Annotated in this window: 29 protein-coding genes; 15 read left to right on the forward strand and 14 right to left on the reverse strand. The window is 70.1% G+C overall.

Annotation, left to right across the window (positions count from 1 at the left end; all coding sequences use genetic code 11):
- Positions 1–70: 70 nt before the first annotated feature.
- On the forward strand, positions 71–2,521 hold the full coding sequence (locus AW270_RS02845; protein WP_063819079.1) for a DUF8508 domain-containing protein: 2,451 nt from the start codon (positions 71–73) through the stop codon (positions 2,519–2,521).
- 148 nt (positions 2,522–2,669) lie between these two features.
- Here the strand turns inward: AW270_RS02845 and AW270_RS42045 are convergent, their stop codons facing one another.
- The 3 genes from AW270_RS42045 to AW270_RS02855 all read right to left on the reverse strand — a co-directional run bounded on the left by AW270_RS42045 (position 2,670) and on the right by AW270_RS02855 (position 4,858).
- The gene (locus AW270_RS42045; RefSeq protein WP_082801259.1) at positions 2,670–3,032 is read right to left on the reverse strand and encodes a WD40 repeat domain-containing protein; all 363 of its coding nucleotides are present in this window, start codon (positions 3,030–3,032) and stop codon (positions 2,670–2,672) included.
- A 197-nt stretch (positions 3,033–3,229) separates the two neighbouring features.
- Positions 3,230–4,312 carry an aldo/keto reductase gene (locus AW270_RS02850; protein ID WP_061290327.1) on the reverse strand — a complete coding sequence of 361 codons (1,083 nt, stop codon included), beginning with the start codon at positions 4,310–4,312 and terminating at the stop codon, positions 3,230–3,232.
- 87 nt (positions 4,313–4,399) lie between these two features.
- Entirely contained in the window at positions 4,400–4,858 is a 459-nt protein-coding gene (locus tag AW270_RS02855; RefSeq protein ID WP_061290329.1) for a nitroreductase family deazaflavin-dependent oxidoreductase, read from the reverse strand.
- Positions 4,859–4,929: 71 nt separating this feature from the next.
- Here AW270_RS02855 and AW270_RS02860 point away from each other — a divergent pair, with 71 nt between their 5' ends.
- The gene (locus AW270_RS02860) at positions 4,930–5,349 is read left to right on the forward strand and encodes a MarR family winged helix-turn-helix transcriptional regulator (RefSeq protein WP_061290330.1); all 420 of its coding nucleotides are present in this window, start codon (positions 4,930–4,932) and stop codon (positions 5,347–5,349) included.
- 4 nt (positions 5,350–5,353) lie between these two features.
- On the opposite strand, the gene AW270_RS02865 is transcribed toward AW270_RS02860, so the two are convergent.
- Genes AW270_RS02865 through AW270_RS02880 form a run of 4 tightly spaced genes read right to left on the reverse strand, consistent with a single transcriptional unit; the run spans position 5,354 to position 8,443 of the window.
- Positions 5,354–5,839, reverse strand: a complete 486-nt coding sequence (locus tag AW270_RS02865) for a protein-tyrosine phosphatase family protein (protein ID WP_061290332.1) — start codon at positions 5,837–5,839, stop codon at positions 5,354–5,356.
- A gap of 30 nt (positions 5,840–5,869) precedes the next feature.
- A complete protein-coding gene (locus tag AW270_RS02870) occupies positions 5,870–6,391 on the reverse strand; it encodes a hypothetical protein (protein WP_061290334.1) in 522 nt (173 codons plus the stop codon).
- Positions 6,388–7,755, reverse strand: coding sequence for an ATP-binding protein (locus AW270_RS02875; RefSeq protein WP_061290336.1), 1,368 nt, complete (start codon positions 7,753–7,755; stop codon positions 6,388–6,390). Before AW270_RS02875 ends, AW270_RS02870 begins: the two co-directional genes overlap by 4 nt.
- Before the next feature lie 10 nt (positions 7,756–7,765).
- The gene (locus AW270_RS02880; RefSeq protein WP_169807246.1) at positions 7,766–8,443 is read right to left on the reverse strand and encodes a response regulator; all 678 of its coding nucleotides are present in this window, start codon (positions 8,441–8,443) and stop codon (positions 7,766–7,768) included.
- Between the two features lie 130 nt (positions 8,444–8,573).
- Between AW270_RS02880 and AW270_RS02885 the strand changes: the two genes are divergently transcribed.
- Together AW270_RS02885 and AW270_RS02890 are read left to right on the forward strand one after the other, a co-directional pair.
- Positions 8,574–8,852 carry a hypothetical protein gene (locus tag AW270_RS02885; protein ID WP_061290340.1) on the forward strand — a complete coding sequence of 93 codons (279 nt, stop codon included), beginning with the start codon at positions 8,574–8,576 and terminating at the stop codon, positions 8,850–8,852.
- On the forward strand, positions 8,849–9,451 hold the full coding sequence (locus AW270_RS02890; protein WP_061290342.1) for a class F sortase: 603 nt from the start codon (positions 8,849–8,851) through the stop codon (positions 9,449–9,451). Before AW270_RS02885 ends, AW270_RS02890 begins: the two co-directional genes overlap by 4 nt.
- On the opposite strand, the gene AW270_RS02895 is transcribed toward AW270_RS02890, so the two are convergent.
- Positions 9,427–10,611 carry an MFS transporter gene (locus tag AW270_RS02895; protein ID WP_061290344.1) on the reverse strand — a complete coding sequence of 395 codons (1,185 nt, stop codon included), beginning with the start codon at positions 10,609–10,611 and terminating at the stop codon, positions 9,427–9,429. The genes AW270_RS02890 and AW270_RS02895 overlap by 25 nt on opposite strands.
- A gap of 84 nt (positions 10,612–10,695) precedes the next feature.
- On the opposite strand from AW270_RS02895, the gene AW270_RS40980 reads away from it, so the two are divergent.
- Positions 10,696–11,223 carry a CGNR zinc finger domain-containing protein gene (locus AW270_RS40980; protein WP_061290346.1) on the forward strand — a complete coding sequence of 176 codons (528 nt, stop codon included), beginning with the start codon at positions 10,696–10,698 and terminating at the stop codon, positions 11,221–11,223.
- On the opposite strand, the gene AW270_RS02905 is transcribed toward AW270_RS40980, so the two are convergent.
- Positions 11,220–12,176, reverse strand: coding sequence for a helix-turn-helix transcriptional regulator (locus AW270_RS02905; RefSeq protein WP_061290348.1), 957 nt, complete (start codon positions 12,174–12,176; stop codon positions 11,220–11,222). The two genes, AW270_RS40980 and AW270_RS02905, sit on opposite strands and share 4 nt — an antisense overlap.
- A gap of 62 nt (positions 12,177–12,238) precedes the next feature.
- On the opposite strand from AW270_RS02905, the gene AW270_RS02910 reads away from it, so the two are divergent.
- Positions 12,239–12,742, forward strand: coding sequence for a DinB family protein (locus tag AW270_RS02910; protein WP_061290350.1), 504 nt, complete (start codon positions 12,239–12,241; stop codon positions 12,740–12,742).
- Here the strand turns inward: AW270_RS02910 and AW270_RS02915 are convergent.
- Positions 12,739–14,157, reverse strand: coding sequence for a cellulase family glycosylhydrolase (locus tag AW270_RS02915; RefSeq protein WP_061290352.1), 1,419 nt, complete (start codon positions 14,155–14,157; stop codon positions 12,739–12,741). The genes AW270_RS02910 and AW270_RS02915 overlap by 4 nt on opposite strands.
- Before the next feature lie 298 nt (positions 14,158–14,455).
- Between AW270_RS02915 and AW270_RS02920 the strand changes: the two genes are divergently transcribed.
- The 8 genes from AW270_RS02920 to AW270_RS02960 all read left to right on the forward strand — a co-directional run bounded on the left by AW270_RS02920 (position 14,456) and on the right by AW270_RS02960 (position 19,704).
- A complete protein-coding gene (locus AW270_RS02920) occupies positions 14,456–15,046 on the forward strand; it encodes an SRPBCC family protein (protein ID WP_061290354.1) in 591 nt (196 codons plus the stop codon).
- Between the two features lie 87 nt (positions 15,047–15,133).
- On the forward strand, positions 15,134–15,859 hold the full coding sequence (locus AW270_RS02930; RefSeq protein WP_174549837.1) for a carbonic anhydrase: 726 nt from the start codon (positions 15,134–15,136) through the stop codon (positions 15,857–15,859).
- A 20-nt stretch (positions 15,860–15,879) separates the two neighbouring features.
- Entirely contained in the window at positions 15,880–16,440 is a 561-nt protein-coding gene (locus AW270_RS02935) for a DUF6461 domain-containing protein (RefSeq protein ID WP_061290358.1), read from the forward strand.
- 87 nt (positions 16,441–16,527) lie between these two features.
- Positions 16,528–17,076, forward strand: a complete 549-nt coding sequence (locus AW270_RS02940) for a DUF1707 SHOCT-like domain-containing protein (protein WP_061290360.1) — start codon at positions 16,528–16,530, stop codon at positions 17,074–17,076.
- Positions 17,077–17,137: 61 nt separating this feature from the next.
- Positions 17,138–17,962: a helix-turn-helix domain-containing protein gene (locus AW270_RS02945; protein ID WP_061290362.1), complete on the forward strand. Its 825-nt coding sequence runs from the start codon at positions 17,138–17,140 to the stop codon at positions 17,960–17,962.
- Positions 17,963–18,032: 70 nt separating this feature from the next.
- On the forward strand, positions 18,033–18,944 hold the full coding sequence (locus AW270_RS02950) for an SMP-30/gluconolactonase/LRE family protein (protein ID WP_061290364.1): 912 nt from the start codon (positions 18,033–18,035) through the stop codon (positions 18,942–18,944).
- 45 nt (positions 18,945–18,989) lie between these two features.
- Positions 18,990–19,277 (forward strand): antibiotic biosynthesis monooxygenase, encoded by a 288-nt coding sequence (locus AW270_RS02955; RefSeq protein WP_061290366.1) that lies wholly within the window; start codon positions 18,990–18,992, stop codon positions 19,275–19,277.
- A gap of 70 nt (positions 19,278–19,347) precedes the next feature.
- Positions 19,348–19,704, forward strand: coding sequence for a DUF488 domain-containing protein (locus AW270_RS02960; protein ID WP_061290368.1), 357 nt, complete (start codon positions 19,348–19,350; stop codon positions 19,702–19,704).
- A gap of 3 nt (positions 19,705–19,707) precedes the next feature.
- Here AW270_RS02960 and AW270_RS02965 read toward each other — a convergent pair whose 3' ends face one another.
- The 4 genes from AW270_RS02965 to AW270_RS02980 all read right to left on the reverse strand — a co-directional run bounded on the left by AW270_RS02965 (position 19,708) and on the right by AW270_RS02980 (position 24,253).
- A complete protein-coding gene (locus tag AW270_RS02965) occupies positions 19,708–20,412 on the reverse strand; it encodes an NAD(P)/FAD-dependent oxidoreductase (RefSeq protein WP_061290369.1) in 705 nt (234 codons plus the stop codon).
- Positions 20,413–20,799: 387 nt separating this feature from the next.
- Entirely contained in the window at positions 20,800–23,094 is a 2,295-nt protein-coding gene (locus AW270_RS02970) for a hypothetical protein (protein WP_061290371.1), read from the reverse strand.
- A gap of 60 nt (positions 23,095–23,154) precedes the next feature.
- Complete coding sequence (locus AW270_RS02975) at positions 23,155–23,595, reverse strand: ester cyclase (protein ID WP_061290373.1); 441 nt, start codon at positions 23,593–23,595, stop codon at positions 23,155–23,157.
- 139 nt (positions 23,596–23,734) lie between these two features.
- Positions 23,735–24,253, reverse strand: coding sequence for an SDR family NAD(P)-dependent oxidoreductase (locus tag AW270_RS02980; RefSeq protein WP_245674550.1), 519 nt, complete (start codon positions 24,251–24,253; stop codon positions 23,735–23,737).
- Between the two features lie 46 nt (positions 24,254–24,299).
- On the opposite strand from AW270_RS02980, the gene AW270_RS02985 reads away from it, so the two are divergent.
- Positions 24,300–24,809, forward strand: a complete 510-nt coding sequence (locus AW270_RS02985) for a TetR/AcrR family transcriptional regulator (RefSeq protein WP_061290377.1) — start codon at positions 24,300–24,302, stop codon at positions 24,807–24,809.
- Positions 24,810–24,855 lie beyond the last annotated feature (46 nt).

Below are 24,855 nucleotides of genomic sequence, written 5' to 3' on the forward strand. Positions count from 1 at the left end.
GCCATTTCCAAGGGATATGCGGTGGCACCATGCTCTGTGGAGACCATCTCCCCCAAGGAGCAGAACACCTGTGGCTAATCCCAGAGCACGCCGCCTGATCGCCGCGGCAGGTCTGTCGTTAGCGGTCGTGGCCACCCTCATGACCGCCCCGGCACCCGCGAACGCCCTTTCGAGCGACGTCGTCATCTCCGGCGTCTACGGTGGTGGCGGTAACTCGGGCGCGATCATCAAGAACGACTACATCGAGCTGGCCAACCTCACCGGCAGCCCGATCAACGTGTCCGGTTGGAGCGTTCAATACGCCTCTGCCGCAGGTGCCGTCTTCCAGATGACGAACCTGAGTGGAACGATCCCCGCCAACGGGAGGTACCTGGTCCAGCAGGCGGCGGGCGCCGGCGGCACCCTGAGCCTGCCGACCCCCGACGCCACCGGCTCGATCCCGATGTCCGGCACCTCCGGCGTCGTCGCGCTGGTCACCGCGCAGATCCCGCTGGTCGGCTGCGGCATCTCCTGCGCGACCGCCCCGAACGTCAAGGACCTCGTCGGCTACGGCGCCACCGCCAACGTCGAGACCCTCGCCGCCCCCGGCCTCAGCAACACGACGGCCGCCGCGCGGACCGGCTCGATGATCGACACGGACAACAACTCCGTCGACTTCACCTCCGGCGTGCCGAAGGCCACCAACTCCGCGGGCACCACGGTCACCGCGGGCGAAGATCCGGGCGGCCCGACCGACCCGACCCCCGGCGCGGTCCGGATCCACGACATCCAGGGCTCCGGCCGGATCTCCCCGATCGTCGGCCAGAACGTCACCAACGTGCCCGGCATCGTCACGGCCGTCCGCATCACCGGCAGCTCGCGCGGCTACTGGTTCCAGGACCCGTCGGCCGACGCCGACCCGCTGACCAGCGAGGGCCTGTTCGTCTTCACCGGCACGACCACTCCGGCGGTCGTCCCCGGCGACTCGGTGCTGGCCACCGGCCGCGTCACCGAATACCGTCCCGCGACCGGCTCGCAGTCGCTGACCGAGCTGGGCGGCACCGTCAACACCATCAAGCTGACCAGCGGCAACGCGCTCCCCGCGCCGGTGCCGGTCAGCCTGCCCGCCGTCTACACCAAGACGGGCTCCCTGGAGGCGCAGCCGCTCGAACCGTCCTCCTACGTCCTCGACTACCTCGAGGTCCACGAGGGCATGCGGATGACCGTCAACCAGAGCACCAAGCTGGTCAGCCCGGTCAACACCGAGTTCGGCGAGCTCTGGGTGACCTTCACCCCGAACCACAACGCCACCCCGCGCGGCGGCCACATCTACCTCGACTACGCCGACAACAACGCCGGCCGCTTCTTCATCCAGTCGCTGCTCGGCGCCCCCGCCGCCAACGTCGGCTCGACGCTGGCCGCCGGCACCACCGGCGTCATCGACTACCAGAGCTTCGGCGGCTACGTCCTGCAGGCCACCCAGCTCGGCGCCATCACCGAGGGCGGCCTCAAGCGCCAGAAGGTGACCGCCGCCAAGAAGGCCGGCGACCTGTCGATCGCGACGTACAACGTCGAGAACCTGACCGTCGGCGACCCGGCCGCCAAGTACGCGCGCCTCGCCGAGGCCGTCGTCACCAACCTCGGCACGCCCGACATCCTGGCCCTCGAAGAGATCCAGGACAACAACGGCACCGCCACCGGCGTCGTCGCGGCCGACCAGACCATGGCCAAGTTCATCGCCGCCATCGTCGCGGCCGGCGGCCCGACCTACGACTGGCGCTCGATCGACCCCAACGAGGGCACCGACGGCGGCGCCCCCGGCGGCAACATCCGCCAGGTCTTCCTGTTCAACCCGGCCCGCACCACCTTCGTGGACCGTCCGGGCGGCGACGCCAACACCGCCGTGACCGTGCTGCGCGAGCGTCCGACCAGCAACCAGGTCTACCTGTCGGCCTCGCCCGGCCGCATCAACCCTTCCAGCTCCGCCTGGGCGTCCAGCCGCAAGCCGCTCGTCGGTGAGTTCCTGTACGACGGCAACAAGCAGCTGTTCGTCATCGCCAACCACTTCAACAGCAAGGGCGGCGACCACCCGCACTCGGCGGCCGTCCAGCCGCCGGTCCGCACGAGCGAGGTGCAGCGCGTCGCCCAGGCGACCGAGGTCCGCAACTTCGTCGCCGACCTGGCGGCCAAGTCGGGCAACCAGGCCCGCGTCGTGGTCCTCGGCGACATCAACGACTACCAGTTCTCGCCCACCCTGGCGACGCTGACCGACAACGGGTCACTGCTCAAGGCCCTGATCAACGACCTGCCCGCGAACGAGCGGTACAGCTACATCTTCGACGGCAACTCGCAGACGCTGGACCACATCCTGGTGAGCCCGAACATCAAGGGCTACGCCTACGGCGTGGTGCACATCAACGCCGAGTTCGCCGACCAGGCCTCCGACCACGACCCGCAGATCCTGCGGATCCTGACGGGGTGCAACACGGAACCGCTGCCCGAGCGGTGCCGTCCCGGCAGCCCGGTCGTGGACGTCGAGTAACACCTTGAAGTAAGAAGCGCCCGTCCTCTCTGCAGGGGGACGGGCGTTTCGGTGTTTTACGGGAGGTCTTCGCGGAGGCGACGATAAGGGATATCGGGGCCCATATAGCGGAGCCACTCTTCATCTGTCAGGTTCTTGGTTAAGCGCGCTATGGACTGTGCAATAAGTGTGCGTGGATTTGCCGCCCATAGACGTACCGATCCGTCCGCACTGGCGTAGCCAAGCGACTTCCATCAGGGCTGAACACAACCGACCGCACCACACGATCGTGAGCTAGCTGGGCCAATTGTGATCTCGAGTCGGCATCCCATAACCATGCCGACCTGTCGCTGTCGGCAGTCGCCAGTCGACGCCCATCAGGGCTGAATGACACCGCTCGCACCTCACCCGAGTGAGGCAACTGGATCAGCTCTGTTCCGGCGTGCGCATCCCATACCCGCTTATGTGGCCAAAGCGCTCGTCCTGTCCCTCGGAGGATGAGCACTTTCATCCACGGTTTGGGCCAGCCCATGGCGCCAGAGCTCACTCCGAGAAAGCGCCACCGTAGCGGTGAGGACCTCGGTGACGATGAGGGAGACTCGGACCAGAGCACGACTTGGCTTCACCTGTTATCCCGCTTGTCTAGCGGAAACATCGGCGGAAGCGCGTGGTCACACAGGTCGGCTAAGCTCGCCGTCGCCGCATGGAGGCCGGCGAGGTCAGGCAATCTCAGTAGCGCACGGAACTCTGGAGCAGGGGCGGGTAGACGATCGAGGGTTCGCCGTCGACGGTCGTCCCGGCGAACTGGAGCATCGCGCGGGTCTCGCCGTTGACCGCCGCCGGATAGCCCAGCGTGGGGGCCGAGACCTCGTCCAGGATCTTGATCTGCTCCGGTGCCAAGGTCACGTCGAGCCCGGCGAGGTTGCTCTCCAGGTGGCCGACCCGGCGCGCCCCCACGATCGGCACCACCGTCCCGGGGCGGGCGCGGAGCCAGGCCAGCGCGACCGCCGCCGAGGGCGCGCCGACCGAGTCGGCGACCTCGGCCAGGGTGTCGATGACGCGGTAGTCCTCCTCCGAAGGGCCGCCCACGTAGCTCGTCCGGGCCGAGTCGGTGACCTCCGCGCCGCGCCGGTACTTGCCCGACAGGAAGCCGTTCTTCAAAGGGCTCCACGGTGTCAGGGCCAGGCCCTGGTCCAGGGCCAGCGGGGCGATCTCGCCCTCCACCGTTCGGGCCAGCAGCGAGTATTCGACCTGGAGGGCGATCAGGGGAGTCCAGCCCCGGAGCAGCGCCATGGTCTGGGCCTGGGCGATCACCCACGCGGGGGTGTTGGAGAAGCCGATGTAGCGGATCTTCCCGGCGCGCACCAGGTCGTCGAGAGTGCGCATCGTCTCGTCGACCGGGGTGTTGCGGTCCCAGTTGTGGAGCCAGTAGAGGTCCAGGTAGTCGGTCTGGAGGCGGCGGAGGCTCTCGTGGAGCTGGGCGATGATGGCGCCCCGGCCCGCGCCGCCGCCGTTCGGGTCGCCCGGGTGCATGTTGCCGAAGAACTTCGAGGCCACGACCGTGTGGGACCGCAGGCCCGGTCGCGCCGCGAAGTAGTCGCCGAGGATCTTCTCCGAGTGGCCGTTGCTGTAGAAGTTGGCCGTGTCGACGAAGTTGCCGCCTCGGTCGAGGTAGGCCGCCAGGATCTTCTCCGACTCCTCGACGTCGCAGCCGGCGGAGCCGGGGTCGTCGCCGAAGGTCATCGCTCCCAGGGCGAAGGGGCTGACGCGGAGGCCGGAGCGGCCGAGGGTGACGTAGTGGTCGAGCGGCATGATCGTGCTCCTTTCGGTTCCTCTCCATCGAAGCGCTGAGCTGGGCGTTCAGATAGAAGGATCCGATCGACCTCTTGCACGATCCTGCTACGGACGGGACCTCAGGCGGATGACCGGCAGTTCCCGGTCGGTCTTCTCCTGGTATTCGGCGAACCTGGGCGACCTGGCGACGATCTCCTTCCAGGCCTGCTCGCGTTCGGCTCCGTGGAGCTGGTCGGCGGTGACGTCGTGGGTCTTGCCCGCCAGTTCGATTCTGACCTGGTCGGGGTGGGCGGCCAGGTTGTAGTACCACGCCGGGTTGCCCGGAGCGCCCGCCGCCGAGGCGACGATCAACCAGGTTCCGTCGGGGCCGGGGAACCACCCGACGGGGGTGGAGCGCGGCTGGCCGGTCTTGCGGCCGACGGTCGTGAGGACCAGGGCGTCGAAGCCGCCGAAGGCAGCGCCTCTTCTGCGGATGCGGCGGGCCATCAGGCGGTTGATCCAGATGAGGAACCGGCCGGTGGGCTGGCGGCTGCCGCGGGTTCCGGCCGGGGTGTCGAAGGCCATGTCACACCTCAATAGTTAATGGCACGTACTGTACGCAATGTTAACTATATGCAGCATGTACCGTTGTGTCCATGAACGACGTCGCCATCGGGCTGGTCCAGCTCTCCGGGCTGGTGCAGGGCCTGTACGCGCGTGTCTCGCAGCGTCACGATCTGACCCCCGTACAGGCGAAACTGCTCTGTGTGCTGCTGGAGGGGCCGCGCGGGATGGCCGAGCTGGCCGGATACTTCGGGGTCGAGAAGGCCGCGCTGACCGGGCTGATGGACCGGGCCGAGAAGCGGGGGCTGGCTCAGCGGGAGCCGGTGCCGGGAAACCGGCGGGCGCTGACGGTGACGCTGACCGAGGAAGGGCGCCGGGCGGCGACGGACTTCTCCACCGACGTCCACGCCGAGCTTGAGGCGCTCGTGGCCTCGCTGACGCCTGAGGGGCGACGGCATTTCGAGCTGGCCATGGCCGAGATCATCGAACGGTGCGGGGGCAGGGGCTGCTGAGCCCTCACTCGTCGCGGATCTGGGCCAGGCCGGTCGTCAGGTAGTCGACGAAGAACGGGTTGTGCAGGGCGAAGCTCGATCTCCGGGAGCGGATGAGGTCGATCGCGTCGTCGAGGGCGTACCCGAGGAGGAGCAGGGTCTGGGCCACGACGAGGCCCGAGCGGTTGTAGCCCGCCCTGCACCTGACGAGCACCCGCCGCTCGGCGCGGATCGCGTCGGCGGCGACGTCGGCCATGGTCAGGACGGTGGCGATCTCGGCCGCGGTGAGCGGGCCGTCGGGGACGTGGCACACCCGGTGGAAGACCGACTCGGGCGGGCCGTGGCCCTCCAGGGAGATCATGCTGACGACCACGTCGAATTCGTCGGCCACGACCACGGGTGACAGCACCCCGGAGCCGTCATTGCGGAAATGGCCGCCCATGAACAGGCCGGGGATGATTTCGTGCCACGGTTCTTCGGCGTACGGTGCGCCGTGAATTCTGGGCTCCATTCCGCCATTCTGCCGCCAAGGGCCACAAAATCAGCGGGGGAACTCCGAGCAGCGGAAAGAGCCGAAATTCTCCCGCTCCCTGCGCACCTCCACCGTGACCGCGTCGGAGTCGATGTTCGAGCGGGCGGCCAGGGCGGCGGCGGCCGTGCAGGTGAGCTGGCCGAGCCACAGCGTGCGGTCACGCTGGCCGGGCACGGCCTCCCTCGGCGCGGGGACCGGGACGGCGACCGACGTGGGCAGGTCGACGGTGATGCGGACCTTGGCGTCGTCGGAGGTGACGCGGCCGACGGCGCCGATCCAGGTGTCGAGTTCGGTGCCGAGGCCGAGGCGGCGTTCCTGCTCGCTCGGGCCGTCGACGAGGAGGTTCAGGGTCTCCTTCAGCGACGGCCACGCCATCGGGCGGGTGACCGCGCGCAGCCGCTGGCCCGACACGAAGTAGAGCCGCATGCTGGGCTGGAAGCCGCTGGCGGGTTCGCCGCCGTCGTGGACGCCGGTCGGGCTGATGCCGCAGCCGGCCACCAGCAGGGAGAGCACCAGGAGCACGCGTTTCATGAAAGGTTCCTCGGCAGCGTCAGGCGGAACACCGCGCCGCTCCCGGGGCGGTTGCCGGCCTCGATGTCGCCGCCGTGCAGGCGGGCGTTCTCCAGGGCGATGGCCAGGCCGAGGCCGCTGCCGTCGGATCTCGTGCGGGCGGCGTCGGCCTTGGAGAAGCGGTCGAAGACGTGGGGGAGCAGGTCGGGGGCGATGCCGGGGCCCGAGTCGGCGACCTCGATGACGACGTCTCCCGTCAGCGCGACCGTCACGGGCTTGGCGCCGTGTTTCAGCGCGTTGCCGACCAGGTTGGCCATGATGACGTCGAAGCGGCGCGGGTCGAGGCCGATCCGGACGCCCGGGTCGATGTCCACGGTGACGTCGGAGGTCCAGCCCCGGGTACGCAGGCTCGCCGCCACCGCCTCCGCGACGTCCACGTCGTCGACGACGAGCCCGACCGCGCCCGCGTCGAAGCGGGAGATCTCCATCAGGTCCTCCACGAGTTTCACCAGGCGGCCGACCTCCAGGTTCAGCAGGCGGGCCGCCTCCGGGAGGTCGCCGTCGAGGCGGCCGGCCTCCTCCTCGATGACGTCGGCCATGGCGAGGATCGAGGCCAGCGGGGTGCGCAGTTCGTGGGAGACGTCGGCGACGAACCGGCGGGCGTTGCCCACGCTGGTCTCCAGGGCGGCGGCGGTGGCGTTGAAGGTCTGGACGAGCCGGGCCAGTTCGTCCCGCCCGGTGGCCTTGAGCCGGGTGTCGAGTTCCCCGGCGCCCAATCGGCGGGCGGCGCGGTCGAGGTCGCGTACCGGCCTGAGCACTCCACCGGCGGCGACCAGCGCGAACAGCACGGCCAGCAGCAGCACGGGCAGGACGCCGTTGCGCGCGGCGGCGACCAGCGCCTCCTGGTCGGCGGCCTCGGCGTGGAGCGAGGAGATCAGGTAGACCTCGACGCCCGACGGTGTCCCCTCACGGCGGAGCAGCACGGGCGTGCCCACCACCAGGTAGGGATCGCCGTCGTGGACGACCCGCTGGTAGACCAGCCGCTGTTCGGCGGTGACGCGACGGCGCAGGTCGGGGCCGAGGGGCGCGGTTCCGTCGCCGGACGCGATCAGGCCCGAGTCGCCGTAGACGGCCACCCCGGTCGCGTCGAGGAACGCGGGGGCGACGCCGTTGGCCAGCTGCTGGAGCGCGGCCCGCGACGGCGGGTGCTGCATGTTCTCGGTCAGGGTCGACACGCGGAGCCGGAACTCGTTGACGACCGACCATTCGGTCCGGGTCAGCATGAGGTCGCGGGCCTGCTTGTAGACCAGCCCGGCCGCCGTCAGCGCGCTCAACCCGGCGAGCACCGCGAACACCACGACCAGCCGGGCGCGCAGACCCCTCACAGTGACTCGATCACAGGGGCCCGAACCGGTATCCGAACCCTCGCACGGTCTGCACGAACCTCGGCTGCGCCGGGACAACCTCGATCTTGGTGCGCAACCGCTGCACACAGGCGTCCACCAGCCGCGAGTCGCCGAGGAAGTCCAGGTCCCATACCGATTCGAGCAACTGCTGGCGGCTGAACACCTGCCCGGGAGAGGCCGACAGCTCCAGCAGCAGCCGCAGCTCCAGCGGGGGCAGCACGAGGGACACCCCGTTCTTCACGACCGTCAGCGAGGCCCGGTCGATCACCAGGTCGCCGTAGGTCTCCTGCCCGGCCTCCAGGGGCGCGGCCCACCGCCGCAGCACCGCGCGGATGCGGGCCTCCAGCACGCGCGGGCGCACCGGCTTGACCACGTAGTCGTCGGCGCCCGCCTCCAGGCCGCTGACCACGTCGAGGTCGTCGCCCCGGGCGGTGAGCATGACGATCGGCAGATGGCCACCGGCTCTGATCCGGCGGCACACCTCGAAACCGTCCAGGCCGGGCAGCATCAGGTCGAGCACCACGATGTCCATCGTCGTCTCGCGGAGCCGCCGCAGGCCCTCCTCGCCGGTCCCGGCGGTGGCCACCTCGTGGCCGTGGCGGCTGAGGGACAGGCGCAGTCCTTCGCGGACGGACTGGTCGTCCTCGATGAGCATCACTCTGGCCACGTGACCCAGTATCCGGCTTGATCAGCGCAAACACTGACTAAAGCGACGTTCATTACACGCTCATGACATTCCGCTCATGGTCCGCGCACATGCCGCTGCCAGGCTCCCGGGTCGAGACCTAGGAGGATGTATGCGCTTCACTCTGGCCGCCATCGGCCTGGCCGTGGCCACGCTGAGCTTCGCCGCCCCGGCCGCCGCCGCGCCGTCGCCCGCGCCTGCCGAGCGGGCCCGGACCGCCGCGTCACCCGCTCCCGCGCCGGTGCCGTCGCGCGGGGTCAGCCGTCCCGTGCCCGACGGCGCTCCGGAGACCGGCGGCGGTCTGCCGGTCGGCGTTCCGCTGGGCGGGGCCCTTCTCGTGGCGGGGGCCGCGACGGGCCTGATCGCCGTGCGGCGTCGCAGCGCGGCGTGAGCCGCAGGGTCCTCGGGCTGGCGGCCGCCACCCTCACCGCGACCGGGGCCCTGCTCGCGGGCGGCGCCTTCCTGCCCAGGGAGACGCCGCCCGTCCCACCCGTCGTGGAGTCGGTCGCCCTGCCGTCGAAGCCTTCGAAAACCGATCTCCCCAGGTCACGGCCGGTCCGGCTGGACGTCGGGAGCATCGGCGTCCACACCGCTCTGATCATGCTCGGGCTCCGGGCCGACGGCACCGTGCAGGTCCCGGAAGCGCCGCAGGACGCCGGTTGGTACGAACCCGGCTACGCCCCCGGCGAGCCCGGTGCGGCGGTGATCCTCGGGCACGTCGACGGCGGCGGAAAGCGCGGGGTCTTCTACGACCTCGGCCGGATGCGACGCGGCGACGCCATCGCCGTCACCCGCGCCGATGGGAAGGTCGCCCGGTTCGAGGTCACGTCGGTGGAGCGGGTGGCCAAGAAGAAGTTCCCCTCGAACAGGGTGTACGGCCCCACCGGCCACCCCGAGCTGAGACTGGTCACCTGCGGCGGCACCTTCGACGCCGCCACGGGCCACTACCGCGACAACGTCATCGTCTACGCGTCCCTCATCGGCGCGTAGTACACCGCGTAGACGACGAAGGCCACGAGCACCGCGATCGACACGACCGTGGCCCCGGCGAACACGGCCCGCACGCCCCAGATCTCGGCCGCCCCTCCGGCCAGGGCGGCGGTGACCGGGATCACCCCCCAGCTGATCATGCGGGACGCGGCGTAGATGCGTCCGAGCAGGTCGGGCGGGGAGAGGTTCTGCCGGATCGTCGCGACGAGGATGCGCCAGACGCTCGACCCGGCCCCCGCCGTGATCGCCCCGGCCGCCACCGCCCAGACCGGCGCGTCGACCGCGACCGGCAGGACGAGCAGCACCGTGCCGACGGCGTCGGCGATGAGCAGGCGGGTCGTCCCGAACCGCAGCCGCAGGCGTTCGACCACGGCCGACGCGATCAGCCCGCCGACCGCCATGCCGGTCAGGATCAGGCCGTAGTGGGCGGGGGTGAGGCCGAGCGGGCCGGGAGCGACGGCGTACACGACGAACAGCGCCGTCGAGACGGCCCACGGGATGTTCATCGCCGCCGTGAACAGGGTCAGCGTGCGCACGACCGGCTGCCGCCACAGATGCCGGAACCCGGCGACGACCTGGGTGTTCCCGCTGCTCACCGGCCCTTTGCGCAGGGCCATGAGGGCGAGGCCGGCGACGGCCAGGGCGTAGAGTCCGGCGCTCAGACCGGTCGCCAGCGCCAGGCTGACGGCGGCCAGCAGACCGGCCAGGGGCGGCCCGGCGAGCTGGTTGGTGAGGTTGATCGTCGCCTCGATGCGGGCGTTGGCCCGGTTGCGGCCCTCAGGCCCGACGACCATGGGGATCGTCGAGGTCAGCGCGGTGTCGGCCAGCGTCTCGGCCGCGCCGAGCAGCACCGCCGCGCCGAGCAGCAGCTCCAGCGAGAGCGTCCCGGTGAGGAGGGCGGCGGCGACCCCGGCTAGCAGCGCCGCCCTCCCCAGGTTGACCCCGCCGAGCAGCAGCCGCCGGTCGACGCGGTCGACGATCCAGCCGGCGTGCAGGCCGAACACCGGCCAGGCGAGGGTGAGCGCGGCGGTGACCGCCGCGACGCCGCCGGGTGACGCGCCGACCCCGAGGGCCAGCAGCGGCAGCACGAACAGGGCGATCCCGTCGCCGAGGTTCGCCGCGCCGGTGCCGAACCACAGGGCGTGGAAAGACCGTCCCATCCGACTCTTACCTTTCAAAGGCATTTGAACGGTCATAGCCTGAAGGGAGACGCTCTCACCTGTCAACAGTGGTTGAATGGTGAGATGACAGAGGTCGAGCTGGTGGGCAACGCGTTCTGCCTGGACTTCGCGAACACGGTCAACGCCCGCCCGGTGGCCCGGCGCGACTGGCTCGCCACCGAAGAAGGGGCGCTGACCTGGGCCGCCGCGACCGGACATCCCCTCGACGAGGTGGGCGACCTGGCTGCCGCCCGCGACTTCCGCGAGACGGTGTTCCGGGTCTTCCAGCCCGTGGCCCACGGCGAACAGGCCCCTCAGGACGACCTCGACCGGATCCTCGCGGTCCACGGCGCGGGCGTGCTCCACGCGCGGCTCGACCGCGACTACCGGCTGACCTGGCCCCCGCCCCGCACGGTCGAGGTCCTGGTGTGGGAGGCCGCCGCCTCGGCGGTGGAGCTGCTCACCCACGGCCCGCTCGACCGGCTCGGCGAGTGCCCGTCGTGCTGCTGGGTGTTCCTGGACGTCAGCAAGAACCGCCGCCGCAGATGGTGCAGCATGACCACCTGCGGCAGCCGCGACAAGTCACGCCGCTACTACGCGGGCCGGGGTTAGGCCCGCTGGAAGCGCGCTCCCCACTCCCTCACCCGTTCGCCCAGCTCCGGCGGGCTCAGGACCTGGAAGTCCGCCTCCACGATCCCGAGGGCCATCGTCGGCCAGTCGAGCGAGTTGGTCGTCATGACCATGCGGCACCGGGCGGGGCCCAGCGGCTCGACCGTGCACCACCGCCCGATCCGTTCCCGCACGAAATCGGCCGGGGCCTCGATCAGCGCCTCGACCGTGTGGAGGCTGGGCGGGCTGCTCTCCAGCGCGGACTTCACGAACGCGGCGGCGTCGGCGGCCGGGAGCTCCCTCGGCCGGAACCGGGTGCCGGTCCGCTCCGGCCCGGTCATCCGGTCGACGCGGAAGCTGCGCCAGTCGTGCCTGGTCAGGTCGTAGGCGACGAGATACCAGCGGTAGCCGGTGCAGACGAGCCGGTGGGGCTCGGTCAGCCGCTCGGAGCGGCGTTCGTCGGCCGCGGTGTAGGAGAAGCGGAGCTGCTCCTGGTCGCGGCAGGACAGCGCGACCGCCGTCAGCACGTCGGGATCGATGCCCGCCCGGGGCGATCCGCTCCAGCCGCTCGGCACGGTCATCGTGCGCAGCGCCTCGACCCGGTGCCGCAGCCGGGCCGGCATGACCTGGACGACCTTCGCGAGCGCCCGTACCGACGACTCCGCGATCCCCTCGACGGCGCCCTGCGCGGCGGCCTGGAGCCCCACGGCCAGCGCGACCGCCTCCTCGTCGTCGATCACCAACGGCGGCAGGGCGGCCCCGGCGGCGAGCTGGTAGCCGCCGTCGACGCCGCGCTGCGACTCGACCGGGTAGCCCAGCTCGCGCAGCCGGTCGACGTCGCGGCGCAGGGTCCGGACCGAGACGCCGAGCCGTTCGGCCAGTTCGCCGCCGAGCCAGTAGCGCCGGGTCTGGAGCAGGGAGAGCAGTCGCAGCGTCCGGTTGCTGGTGTTCGCCATAGGACAGATTCTGGCCGTCGTACAGGACAAGAAGTGACCGCTATTGGCCTCAGACTGGATTCATGGACGAACGAGACGACCTGATCGCGACTCTGAAGAAGCACCGCGGCTTCCTGCGGCACACCGCCAAGGACCTGACCGACGAGCAGGCGGGTCAGCGGACCACGGTGAGCGAGCTCTGCATCGGCGGCCTGGTCAAGCACGTCACGTCGGTCGAACGCGGCTGGGCCGAGTTCATCGTCGAGGGCCCGAAGGCGATGGGCGACTTCACCCAGATGACCGAGGCCGACTGGCAGCGCCGCGCCGACGAGTTCCGCATGCTGCCCGGCGACACCCTCACCGGCGTTCTGGCCGAATACGAGAAGGTGGCCGCGCAGACCGACGAACTCGTCGCCGGCCTGCCCGACCTCAACGCAACTCAGCCGCTGCCCAAGGCCCCCTGGTACCAGGAGGACGCCTGGACGGCCCGGCGCGTGCTGCTGCACATCATCGCCGAGACCGCCCAGCACGCCGGGCACGCCGACATCATCCGCGAGGCCATCGACGGCCAGAAGTCGATGGGCTAGAAGTCGTCGGCGGTCCGGATCCGGTCACGCACCCACACGCCGGCCTCCTTCAGCCGCGTCGTCCCCGTGTACGGCCCGCTGCCGCAGGTCCCCGTGGTGAAGACGGCGCCCGTGCGGAAGTCGTCGGAGAAGTTCCAGTTGACCCAGCTGACCTTCTTCTGGGCCATCAGGTCGATGTACTGCTGCGCCCTGCTGAAGTTGTTCGGCCCGTCACCCGAGGCCTCCTGGGTGCCCATCTCCGACACGAACATCGGCAGCAGGTCGGCGGCCCTCGACAGGGCGTTCAGGTACTGGGTGCCGTGCGAGGCCGCGTAGAAGTGGAACGTGTACATGATGTTGGTGCCGGTGACCGGGTTGGCGCGGATCGTGTCGGTCTGGTCGCCGGGGCCGGAGATACCGAGCGACGACCACGCCGGGGTGCCGACCAAGATGGGGGCGTCGGGGTCGTACTGGCGGATGGTCGGGACCAGCGAGTTGGCGTAGTTGCGGATGACCGACCAGGTGACCGAGTCGCCGTTGGGCTCGTTGGCGATCTCGTACAGGACGTTCTTCTTGGCGTTGTGCCGCTGGGCGATCTCGGTGAAGAACGTCCGGGCCCTGGTCAGGTTGTAGTTGGGGTCGCCCGGGGTGAGCATGTGCCAGTCGACGATGGCGTACATGCCCCGGGCGCTGGCCATCTCGATGAGGCTGTGGACGCGGTCGGTGTAGAGACGCGGGTTGGTCTCGTAGCCGCCCTCCTGGATGTACATGGAGATGCGCAGGACGTCGGCCTTCCAGTCGGTGGCCAGGGCGTCGAGCGAGGCGCTGTTGAGACACTGGTTGTACCACTGGATGCCGTGGCTGCTCATGCCTCTGAGCTGGATCTGCTTGCCGGCCTCGTTGCAGAGCTTCACGCCGCAGACCCGGAGCTGGCCGTTGGCGGCCACCGGGGTGCCGCCGCCGGTCGACGACTCGGTGTAGACCTCGAACTCCCAGAGGGAGTAGCCCCACTGGGTGCCGCGCGCGGTGCCGTACATGCGGATGTAGCGGCCGGAGCCGGAGACGGTGAGGTCGTCGGTCCCGCCGTCGCCCGTGGTGGTCGAGTAGAGCGGCGACGACCAGGTGTTGCCGTCGGCGGAGGTCTCGATCCGGTAGGCCTTGCCGAAGGCCGTCTCCCAGGTCAGCTTCACCCGGGAGATCGGGTAGCTGGCGCCGAGGTCGATCCTGATCCACTGGGGATCGCTGCCCTCGGCGGAGGCCCAGCGGGTGGCGGTGTTGCCGTCGACGGCCTTGCCCGGCTCCAGGCCGGTGCCCTCGACCGAGGAGGACGTGGTGGTCTTGCCTGCGGAGATGAGGACGGGTGCGGCCTGCGCCGGGGCGCTGACCGTGGTCAGGCCGGTCAGGAGGAGCAGGGCGACGAGCGAGCTACGTAACATAGGCGGCGCTCCTAGACTCAGGTTAGGAAGGTTTCCTAATTTGACGTGGAGCGTAAAGCGCCGTCAACGGTCACGCAACCACTTCGGGCCACCAGATGGTTGACAACGCAACGGATCGCGGTCGCTCGGCCACTGTCCGCTTCCTGGCACGATGTGCGCTTTATCCATGCCCACCAGCACGGATGTTGGCAATCCCTGACAGACGTGATCATGGGACGTGTACTTATGAGCGGAATGCGATAAATGTTCTGCCATGAAAACGAGGCTGCTTCGCTTTTTAAGCGCTCCTCTCCTCGCGATGTCCCTCCTGCTTTCGGTCTTCGGCGCGCCGGCGCGTGCCGCGACCGACCAGCAGCTCGCGGATGAGTGGCTGTCCACCTGGAAGACGTACTGCTTCACCAAGGTCGCCAACCCCCTGCCGGAAGGCCGGGCGCGCGCGTCCCAGAGCATCTCCATCACCATCAACGCGTCCCGCGCCGAGGTCTTCGAGGCCTACTCGAACTTCAACAACCACATCGGGGCCAACCCGGTGCTTGAGCGGGTGGTCACCCACAGTGACACCACCCACGCGGGTGTGCGGACCAAGAAGCTCACGGCCATCGAGGTCATCCCCTTCGACCCGGCCCCGATCACCCTGAACACGCACGCGCGCCAGCAGCTCTACCTGGGCGACTTCTATTACACGGTCGACTCGTGGTCCACGGGCTACATCGTGACCCACCAGAAGATCACCTTCGAGAAGATCAGCGGCAACAAGACCAAGGTGACCGAGAACCTCACGTTCGAGACCCCCTCGGAGCTGATCGACCTCGCGCTGGCCTCCGGCGTGCAGGCGCACCAGGGCATCCAGTCGGTCCTGAAGCAGCGGATCGAGAGCGGCGCCCTCTAGACCCCTCTCGACCGAGCGGCGACCGCCACCTGGCAGCGGTCGCCGTCCACCGTTTTGATCTTTCTCCCGGCGGAGAAGATCCAGGTCATGGACGGTATGGGGCGAAGGGCACTACTCGCGGGCGGCGCGTCCCTCGCGCTCGGGGGCTGCGTCTCCACGACCGGGACGACCCTGCGGGCGGTGCCGGTGTCCACCGCGTCCCAGGCCTACCCCGGCACGCCGAAGGCCGCCTTCGACCGGCTGATGACGGGCAACCGGCGCTGGGTGACCGGGGCCCTGCAGCATCCCGACCGCGACCCGACCCGGCGCGAACTGCTCGCGGCCAAGCAGAAGCCCTACGGGGTGGTGCTGGCGTGCATCGACTCCCGCGTCCCGCCCGAGCTCGTCTTCGACACCGGCCTGGGCGACCTGTTCGTGATGCGCACCGGCGGCCAGGCCGTCGGGCCCGTGGTGACGGGCTCGGTCGAATACGGGCCGATGACCGGCGGGACCCCCCTGATCGTGGTGCTGGGGCACCAGCGGTGCGGGGCGGTGGAGGCGGCGTACACGGCTCTGAAGGACGGCAAGCCCCTGCCCGGGAACCTCCAGGCGATCGTCGAGGCGCTGCGGCCCGCCTACGAGCAGACCGTCCGGGAGGGCAGCGCCGATCCCGTCGAGACGATGGCGAAGACCCAGGTCAAGCTGACGGCCGACGAGCTGCGCGGCAACCGGGACCTCGCGCCGCTGGTCGGCGGCGGGAAGCTGGCCGTGGTGAGCGCCTTCTACTCCCTGGACACCGGCCAGGTCGAGGTTCTGGACGGCGCTCCGTCCTGAGTCCTGCCATGATCGCTGGCATGACGACGCCCCCCGGCGACTACGCCTGGTTCTCCGGCTCCAACCTCGCGGAGGCCTTCAGTTTCATCTTCGTCCGCGGGCTCACGCCCGAGGAGCTCGTGGCCCGGATGGGCGGCCGGGTGGAGGACTTCACCTGGATGACGCTCGACGAGTCGATCCACGCGGGCTCCCGCCACGACTACAAGACCGAGTTCGTCGCGGTCACGAGCGTCGGCGGCTGGGCCTTCGTGGCGCAGTACAACAGCTGGCTCGCCTGCAACGACGACGTCACCGTGCCGCTGTCGGCGGGCACGAGCCTGGTCTCGCTCTACCGCCTCGACATCAAGGGCCTTGAGGACTTCCGCTGGATCGAGGACGGCGAGATCCGATTCGCGTTCCGGGCCCAGGACGGCTACTCCGAGGACGTCCCCGCCGAGCTCGTGGAGACCATGGAATCCATCGACGACGACTGGGACCTCCACACCGGGCCCGGCCTGGTGCTGATCGAGCGCATCACCGGGATCAGGCTCACTCCCGAGATCCTCGACGAGTCCCGCTTCCTCTCCGGCGTCCTGTCCTAGACCCCTGGCCATACCCGTAGGACTCGCGCGCCCCTTAAGGATGGGCCGTTCACCCCGTAAATTGTTGACCATCGGAAAGGTGGCCTAATGGACCTGGAAGCCCGCGCCTCCGACCAGGACCGGGAGACGACCGTCAGACGCCTGCAACAGGCGTTCGCCGATGGCCGCCTGGCCCCCGAGGAGCTGGAACAGCGCGTCGAGCGCGCCCTCACCGCCGTCTCCCACGGCGACCTGTTCTTCCTCACCACCGACCTGCCCGAACGCCCCGGCGAGGTGGTGACCATCTCGTCGAAGGCGAGCAAGATCACCCGTTCCGGCCAGTGGCGGGTCCCCCGGGTGCTGCGCATCGAGTCGGCGTACGGCCATCCCTACCTCGACCTGAGCGAGGCGCTGGTCGAATACCCGGAGATCGTCTTCGAGCTCCACCTGAAATACGGCTCCGCCGACATCACCCTGCCGAGGGGCGCGAGCGCCGACACCAACGACGTCCACTGCGAGTGGGGCAGCGTCCAGTCGCAGGTCGCGGCGGTCCCGACGCCGGGGCGGCTGCACCTGCGGGTGAGCGGCAAGTTCGGCTACGGCAAACTCCGCATCCGCTACGGCGGAGCCCGCAAGGTCCGCTGGTTCGGCCGCTGAGCGCGTGCCTGTCCCCGTCAGGGTGTGGCTGGCTCGCCGAGGGGCCGCGAATACTTGAGCCATGAACGCGAGACGGCAGCTCGGGGAGTTCCTCCAGACGAGGCGCTCCCAGCTCCAGCCCGAGGACGTCGGGGTGGCCACCTACGGTGACCGGCGCCGGGTCCCGGGACTGCGCCGGGAGGAGCTGGCGCTGCTGGCCGGAGTGAGCGCGTCCTACTACTCGCGGCTGGAGCAGGGCCAGGCGGCCAACGCCTCGCCCGAGGTCCTCGACGCCCTCGCCCAGGCCCTCCGCCTCGACGACGTCGAACGCCGCCACCTGCACGAACTGGCCACGCGCCGGAAACCCGCCACCCGGAGGCCCGCCGCGGAGAAGGTCAGCGCCGCGACCCGTCAGCTCGTCGCCGCGCTCGGCGGCGTGCCCGTGGTGGTGCTGGGCCGTCGCAGCGACGTGCTCGCCTGGAACCCCCTCGGCCGGGCCCTGTACGCCGGCCATCTGTCCCAACGTCCCAACATGGCCCGCCTGGTCTTCCTCGACGCCCACACCCGCGACCTCTACGCCGACTGGCCCGCCAAGGCCCGGGGCGTGGTCGCGACGCTGCGGATGGCCTCCGGACGCCATCCGGACGACCCGCAGCTCACCGCCCTGATCGGCGAACTGACCGTCAAGAGCCCCGAGTTCGCCACCCTGTGGGCCGACCACCGCGTCAAGACCGCAGGTGACGCCGTGTACGAGATGCGCCACCCCCTCGTCGGCACCCTCCACGTGACCCAGCACACCCTGCGTGTCACCGACGACCAGTCGGTGGTCGTCGCCACCACCGAACCCGGGTCACCCTCGCATGCCGCGATGACCCTGCTCGTCCACAGCGCGGCCACCGGCTTCTGATCCTCCTTCCCTGGCAGGCGCTCCGACCGGAGCGCCCGATGCCGCACGCCCTCATCCAGACAGGACCACCATGCGCAAGAGATTGCTCGCCCTCGCCCTCGCCACCGGGATCGGCCTGGTCACCGCGCCACCGGCCCACGCGGCGGGCTCCCGGATCGCGGTGCACTTCGACCTGGCCAAGGGCCAGCAGCCGGAGAACATCGCCTTGGCCCCCGACGGCACCGCCTACGTCACCTTCGCCGTCGCCCGGCAGGTGGCCGCCGTGACCCCCGGCGGCGCGGTGAAGATCCTGGCCACCCTCCCCGACACCGGCGCCGCCGCCCCGGTGCTCGGCTTCGCCCTCACCACCGGCATCGTCCGCCTGGCCGACGGCACCCTCTATTTCCTGTACGCCGGCGGCGACGCCGCCACCACCGGCCTCTACCGCCTGCCCCCGGGCGGGACTCCGCACCGCATCGCCGCCCTCCCCGCGAACGGCCTGCCCAACGGCCTGGCCTACGACGAGCACGCGAAGACCTTCTACCTGACCGACTCGGTCCTCGGCACGATCTCCACCGTCCCCCTGAAGGGAGGCCCCGCCAGAACCTGGTCGTCGGCCGATGAACTGACCGCGACCGGCTTCCTCGGCGCCAACGGCATCAAGATCCGGGACGACGCCGTCTGGGCCACCAACCTCGACAGAGGCACCCTGCTCCGCATCCCGATCAAGCACGGCCGCCCCGGTCCGATCCAGGTCAAGGCCACCGGCCTCACCGGCGTCGACGACCTCGCCTTCACCCGCGACGACCAGGTCATCGCGACCCTGAACGCCCCCAACAAGGTCGTCCGCATCGACCACCACGGCCACACCGAGACCCTGCTCACCACCGGCCTCCAGAACCCGACGTCAGTGGCCGTCCGCGGCCGGACCCTCTACGTCCTCAGCGCCGCCTACCTCACCGCCACCGACCCCAACCTCATCCTGGCCCGGCTCAGCAATTAGTCACCGATTTTGACTGTCATTAATCATGACTATATCGTGGCCGTTATGACGACGACAGTGGAAATCACCAGGTTCCGGGTCTCTTCCGAGCGCAGGAGCGACCTGCTGGCCGCCCGGGGCGGGATGATCGCCGACTTCCAGGCCGACCGTGCCGGGTTCCTGGGGGCCAAGCTGGTCGAACTGCCCGGCGGCGAGTGGGTCGACATCGTGGAGTGGCGATCCCCGGCGGACTTCGCCGCCTCCCGGGCCAAGGGCGGCAATCTGCCGGGGATCCAGGCCTTCTTCGCCGCGATCGACGAACTCGTCTCCTCCGAAGAGGGCACCGCCCACTGACCGATGCCATCAAAACCTACCTTCGCCTGGTTGAACCGCCCTTGCCACCCGCCCGCGTAGCGTCGGAGCCATGAGCGCAATCGAGGTTCGGGTACGCCGGGTCTACGAGGAGCCGGCCGACGACGACGGCACCCGGGTACTGGTCGACCGGCTCTGGCCACGGGGCCTGGCCAAGGCCACAGCCGGTCTGGACGAATGGTGCAAGGACATAGCCCCATCAGCGGAACTCCGGACCTGGTACGCCCACGACCCCGACCGCTTCGAGGAGTTCGGCCGCCGCTACCGGCGCGAACTGAAGGGCCCCGAGCGGGCGGCGGCCGTGTCGCATCTTCGCGAGATCGCCCACAGGGGCGTGCTGACCCTGCTCACCGCGACGAAGAAGGCGGACATCAGCGAGGCGGCCGTCCTCGCCGACGTGCTCCGATGACGGTCAGCCCTGTCCGGCGGCGATCAGGCCGAGGCCGGGGTGGCGGAGGTTGTGCCGGCCGGTGACGCCGAGGACGGCCTTCTTGATCAGGACCACCGGGCGTCCGGTGAGCACCCTTCCGCGTGGTGTGCCGTCCAGGTCGGTCGGCTGGAAGAGGCCGTCCCGTTCGCCGAGGCTGATGCACAGGGCGTCGGTCTTGACGCGGAGCGGCTTCGGGTCGCGTCCGGCCATGCGGGCGGTGATCGCGTGGAAGGCGCACGCGGCGGCCAGCCCGCCGGGGCCGCAGCCCATGCGGAGCAGGTGGCCGTCCTGGGTGTGCGCGGCGGCGGCGTCGCCGATGCCGTAGACCTCCGGGCGCGACCGGGAGCGCAGGGTGCCGTCGACGATCATGCGGCCTCGGCCGTCCACGGCCAGTCCGGCTTCGCGGGCCAGGCCGGGGACGGTGAAACCGGCCGTCCAGGCGACCGCGTCGGCGGTGACGTGGTCGCCGCCCTCCAGGGTCAGGCCGTCGGCGTGGACCTCGGCCACCCTGGCGTTCTCGTGCACCTTGACGCCCAGGCGGTCGAGGGCGCGGCGTACGTAGTCCTGGCCCCGGCCGGACAGTTCCCGGCCCAGGGTTCCGCCGGTGACCAGGCGGATCGTCCGGCCGGGGTGGGCCTCGGCCAGGGCGGTGGCGGTCTCCAGGCCGGTCGGCCCCGCGCCGACCACCGCGCCGGGGACGGCGTCCAGGTCGGCGTGGCTGCCCAGGGCGTCTCCGGGACGAACTCGATGCGCGGGGCGTACCGGCTGAGAGCGAGCAGGTAACGCAGGACCTGCTCCCGGCCGACCACCGGACGGCGCATCGCTGGCGCCTTGCCGCCGCCGTCGGCCCAGGCCACCACGTCCTCGGCCAGCATCCGCTCCAGCGCCGGCACGTCACCCGCCAGCGTGGCCGCCATGAACAGCTCCAGCAGTTCATGGCGCTTGTCCGGCGAGACGGTGAACCGGGGGCGCTCCTCGGCGACGTGGCGCTGGGCCCGGCGGTAGAGCTGCCGGGCGTGCGGCGCTCCAGCCGCTCCGGTGTCACGGACGCCAGCGTAACGAGCCGCCCCCTCGCTATCTCGGCTGAGCCGGCTTGCGGTACGTGACCCGCTCGCCCCCCTTCGCGGGGAAGGCCATGATCAGCAGGCGCTGGCCGGCCTCCTGAGGCCCGTCCCAGTCGAACCAGTCGTAGTGGACGCGGACCCGATAGTGACCCGCCCGGCCGTCGAGCGACAGGTTGGGGAATTCGGTGCCGCTCAGGTCGTCCCTGAGCACCATGTCACCGGCCGGGCTCTCGTAGCCGACCTCGACGACGTGGTCCCAGCCCTTGGTCTCGACCGGCGGGCGGCGGGCGTAGGTCTCCAGGGTGACGCAGACGTCGTAGTCGGGGTGGGTCAGGACCATCAGATTTCCGGGGCGGGAGGCCACCAGGCCGTCGTCCTGTGCCTCGTCGAGCACGTCCTCCTCATAGGCCTCCTCGGTCTCCTCGTAGGTCTCGACGGCCCCGTAGTCCGTCCACTGGGGTTCCTTCATCCGGACCACCTTCGCCGGTCTGATGAGCGGGCGGTGGCGGGGGCGGGTGTCGCACATGCGCTGCGTGTCGGCCTCCCACTCCTGCATCTCCCGGTCCGATTCCGCCGCCGCGGCGCTGACCACGGCGCCGGCGCTGGGGCAGACCTCCGCGAGCGGGTAGGTCAGCGCGTCGCGGGCTATCCCCTGTGTCGCCTTGAGGTCGGCGACCTCCCGGGGATCGTTGCGGGTGTAGACGCCGCACAGCCAGCGGGCGTGGGTGAGGATCATGGAGTCGGGCGTGCCGGCGGCCAGTCTGATCACCTCGGACTGCCGCAGGGAGCAGACGAGCCGCTGGTCACGGGTGAGCTGAGGCCCCTCGGGCTGACCCTCCCAGGGCTCGGGCGGCGCGCAGTCCTCGGCTGTGGTGACCGGGCTGCGGGCCAGGTCCGCCGCGGGCACCACCACCAGCGCCACCAGCGTCGCGACCTGGGCGATGACGAGCATCCGGCGGCGCGCGGGCCGGGTCAGCGGGGTCGGGTAGAGGAACGCCAGGAGCAGCGCGGAGGCCAGCAGAGCCACGCCGTACCAGGCCGGTGAGATGCCGAGGGGGAGCGTGTCCCCGTAGATCTGGGAGCCTTCGTAGAAGTCGTCGAACTCCTCCGGCGCAGTCGTGGCCGTGAGCGCGCTGACGAAACCCACGGCGGCGGCGATGACCAGCGCCGACGTGGTGAACCACAGGGCGCGTCGGGTCCTGCGCAGGACGGCGGCCAGGATGAGCAGCGCGGGGCCGCCGACGCCGACGAAGACGTCCACGACGAGCCAGCTCAGGGCGTTTCCGCTGCCCGCCTCCACGCGGAAGTAGTGTTCGATCACGCCTCTCGGGCCGATCCAGTGGAAGCTGCCCTGGGCGAGGTTGACGGCGGCCGGGATCAGCGGCAACGCGACGGCCACGGCCGCCAGAGGCCATGGCCGGGCCGCCATCCGGTCCGACACCGCGCCCCGCTCGGGGAGGGGGCCGGCCAGTTCGTGGGCGGTCCGGGCGTCCCACACCAGCCCGAACACACTGGCCGCGCCGAGGAGCGTGAAGAACGTCTGGATGCTCGGGAACCCGCTGCCGAAGAACCCGACCGTCCCGGAGGGCTGGACGACCGAGATCACCTGAGCGGCGACACCCGTCCAGACGGTCGCCGCGCTCCAGCGAGGATCCTTGGCCTGGGCGATCAGGATCGACACCGACCACGCCAGCCAGAGGTGCCCGTACCCTCCGGCAAGGTAGAGGATCTGTCCGGCGGTGCGGAGATCGAGGAGGTCGGTGATCTCTCCGCCGAGGCTGCTCACGGCGGCGACGGCTCCGACGACCAGGGAGAACAGCCGGAGCCCGCGCGAGACGGTGTCCCGCAGGATCACGAAGAACAGCCATACGGTGGCCACCTGGAGGCAGCCCGAGAGGATGCCCGTCACCGACCAGAACCAGTAGATCTCCAGCGCGTAGACCAGCGGAGCGGCGGCGATGGAGATCAGGCCGTAGCCGACGCCGGCGTACAGGGCGAGTCGCAGCAGGCCGACCTGCCTGCCCCGCTCGGTCAGCTCACCGCTGACCCGTCCGCGCAGCACCTGCCACAGGGCCCACGCCTGGAGCGCTCCGATGAGGACCAGGACGACCATCAGGCCCCCCGGGATGGCCGGGGGAGATTCGCCGGGGTCGGAGAACCAGTCCAGGAGGAAGTCGCGGGTGACGACCTTCCAGAGGAGACCGCCTTCAGCGGTGATCAACGATATGACGCCCAGGACCACGACCACGGCGAAGTAGCCGAGCGCGATCAGAGTGGCGATCCTGCCTAAACGGTAGCGACGCATGGCCATCTTCGTGATGAGGCGGTCAAAGCGCCCAACCGTAGCGAGTGGACAGGAGTTTGATCAAGCGGCTGTGTCGTCCATTGCCAGGTGCATACCGAGCTGCGAGAACAGCTCCAACTGATCGAAGTATTCGCGGTGGGTGACGATCTTTCCATTGTCGATGAACGAGGCGCACGTGCCGCGCAGCGAGATGCGGCGTCCGGTCGCTTCCAGATCGCGCCCATCGGGCAGCAGGAAAGGACCGGTGTGGGTGCCGGTTCCCGTCCATTCGACCACCAGGGGATCGTCATTTCCGATGGCCTCGTACCACACGATCAGGCGAAGGTCCGGAAATCCCTTGAAGAACTGCTCGAAGATCCACGCGATCTCGTCGTGTCCCTCCGCCACCCCCACGGGAGAGACGAATGTCGCGTCCTCGGCGAAGCAATCGAGCATTCGATGCATGTCATGGTCATTGATCGCGGCGGCTAGCGCGCGTTTGATCTCCCATTTCTCGACCATGGATCTTCCCCTTTCCGGGTCGTGGCAGGACACTTATCGATGACATTACCCACGCGTTTTCCGACAACGGCCCACGGGGCCGTCGTGGGCATACAAGGGAATGCCGCGCAACCTCCCGGCCGGGAAAAGCGCATTCGACCTACACGGGGAACGTCACCCGGGTCAGCTCCTCCGAGATCGTCCACAGCCGGCGCTGGGCCGCGAGGTCGTGGGAGCGCGGGCTCGACGTCACCACCTTCGGGTGGCCCCTGCTCTCCTGGAATCCGTCCGGGCCCACGTACTGGCCGCCCTGGATCGCCGGGTCGGTCGCGGCACGCAGCGAGGGGAGCGCCCCCATCTCGGCGGGCTGGATCAGCAGCGGCCGGACCAGCGCGAAGAAGACCCGGAACCACCACGGCTGGTTCGCGACCGAGGTCCTGGAGCCTCCCGTGTCGGATCCGCCGGGGTGCGCGGCGACGGCGACCGTCTCCCCCGTGCCCGACAGGCGGCGCTGGAGTTCGTAGGTGAACATCAGATTGGCCAGTTTGGAGTTCCCGTACGCCGCCACCCGGCTGTACTCGCGGGTGGTCCAGTTGACGTCGCCGAAGTCGATCGGCCCGCCCTGCCGGTGACCCGCGCTGCTGACCGTGACCACGCGAGAGCCCGGGACGGGCAGCATCAGGTCGAGCAGCAGGCCCGTGAGGGCGAAGTGGCCTAGGTAGTTCGTGCCGAAGTGCGAGACCTTCGCCGAGGAGGGCGCGGGCGTCCCGATCGACGAGATCGCCCGCTGGGCCGGGGTCGGCGCGGGCACGATCTACCGCCACTTCCCCACCAAGGAGTCGCTGTTCCAGGCGATCGTGGCCGACCGGCTGCGGCAGGTGGCCGAGCGGGCGCGCGACCAGGCGGCGCTCGACCCGGGAGAGGGTCTGTACGCCTTCCTCACCCACATGGCCGAACAGGGCGCGACCGACCTGGGCCTCACCGAGGCGTTCGCCGGGATCGGATTCGACCTGGCCACGGCCCTGCCCGAGGTCGAGAAGGAGTTCACCGACCTGATGGCCGACCTCCTCGCCCAGGCCCGGCGCGCGGGGACCGTGCGATCCGATGTGGACGTGGCCGACGTCCAGACCCTGATCGTCGGCCTCCAGGCGATGAGGCGCTTCAGCGGCGACAGCCAGGTGATGCGGGTGATCCGGGCCGGCCTCACCCCAATGAGGGGGCCGAACGCCGTTTGAGAGAGTGGAAGGACGTCGCCTCTTCGTCTCCAGGAAGGAGAAGATC

The organism is Herbidospora cretacea, assembly GCF_001570605.1.
Classification (GTDB): Bacteria; Actinomycetota; Actinomycetes; order Streptosporangiales; family Streptosporangiaceae; genus Herbidospora; species Herbidospora cretacea.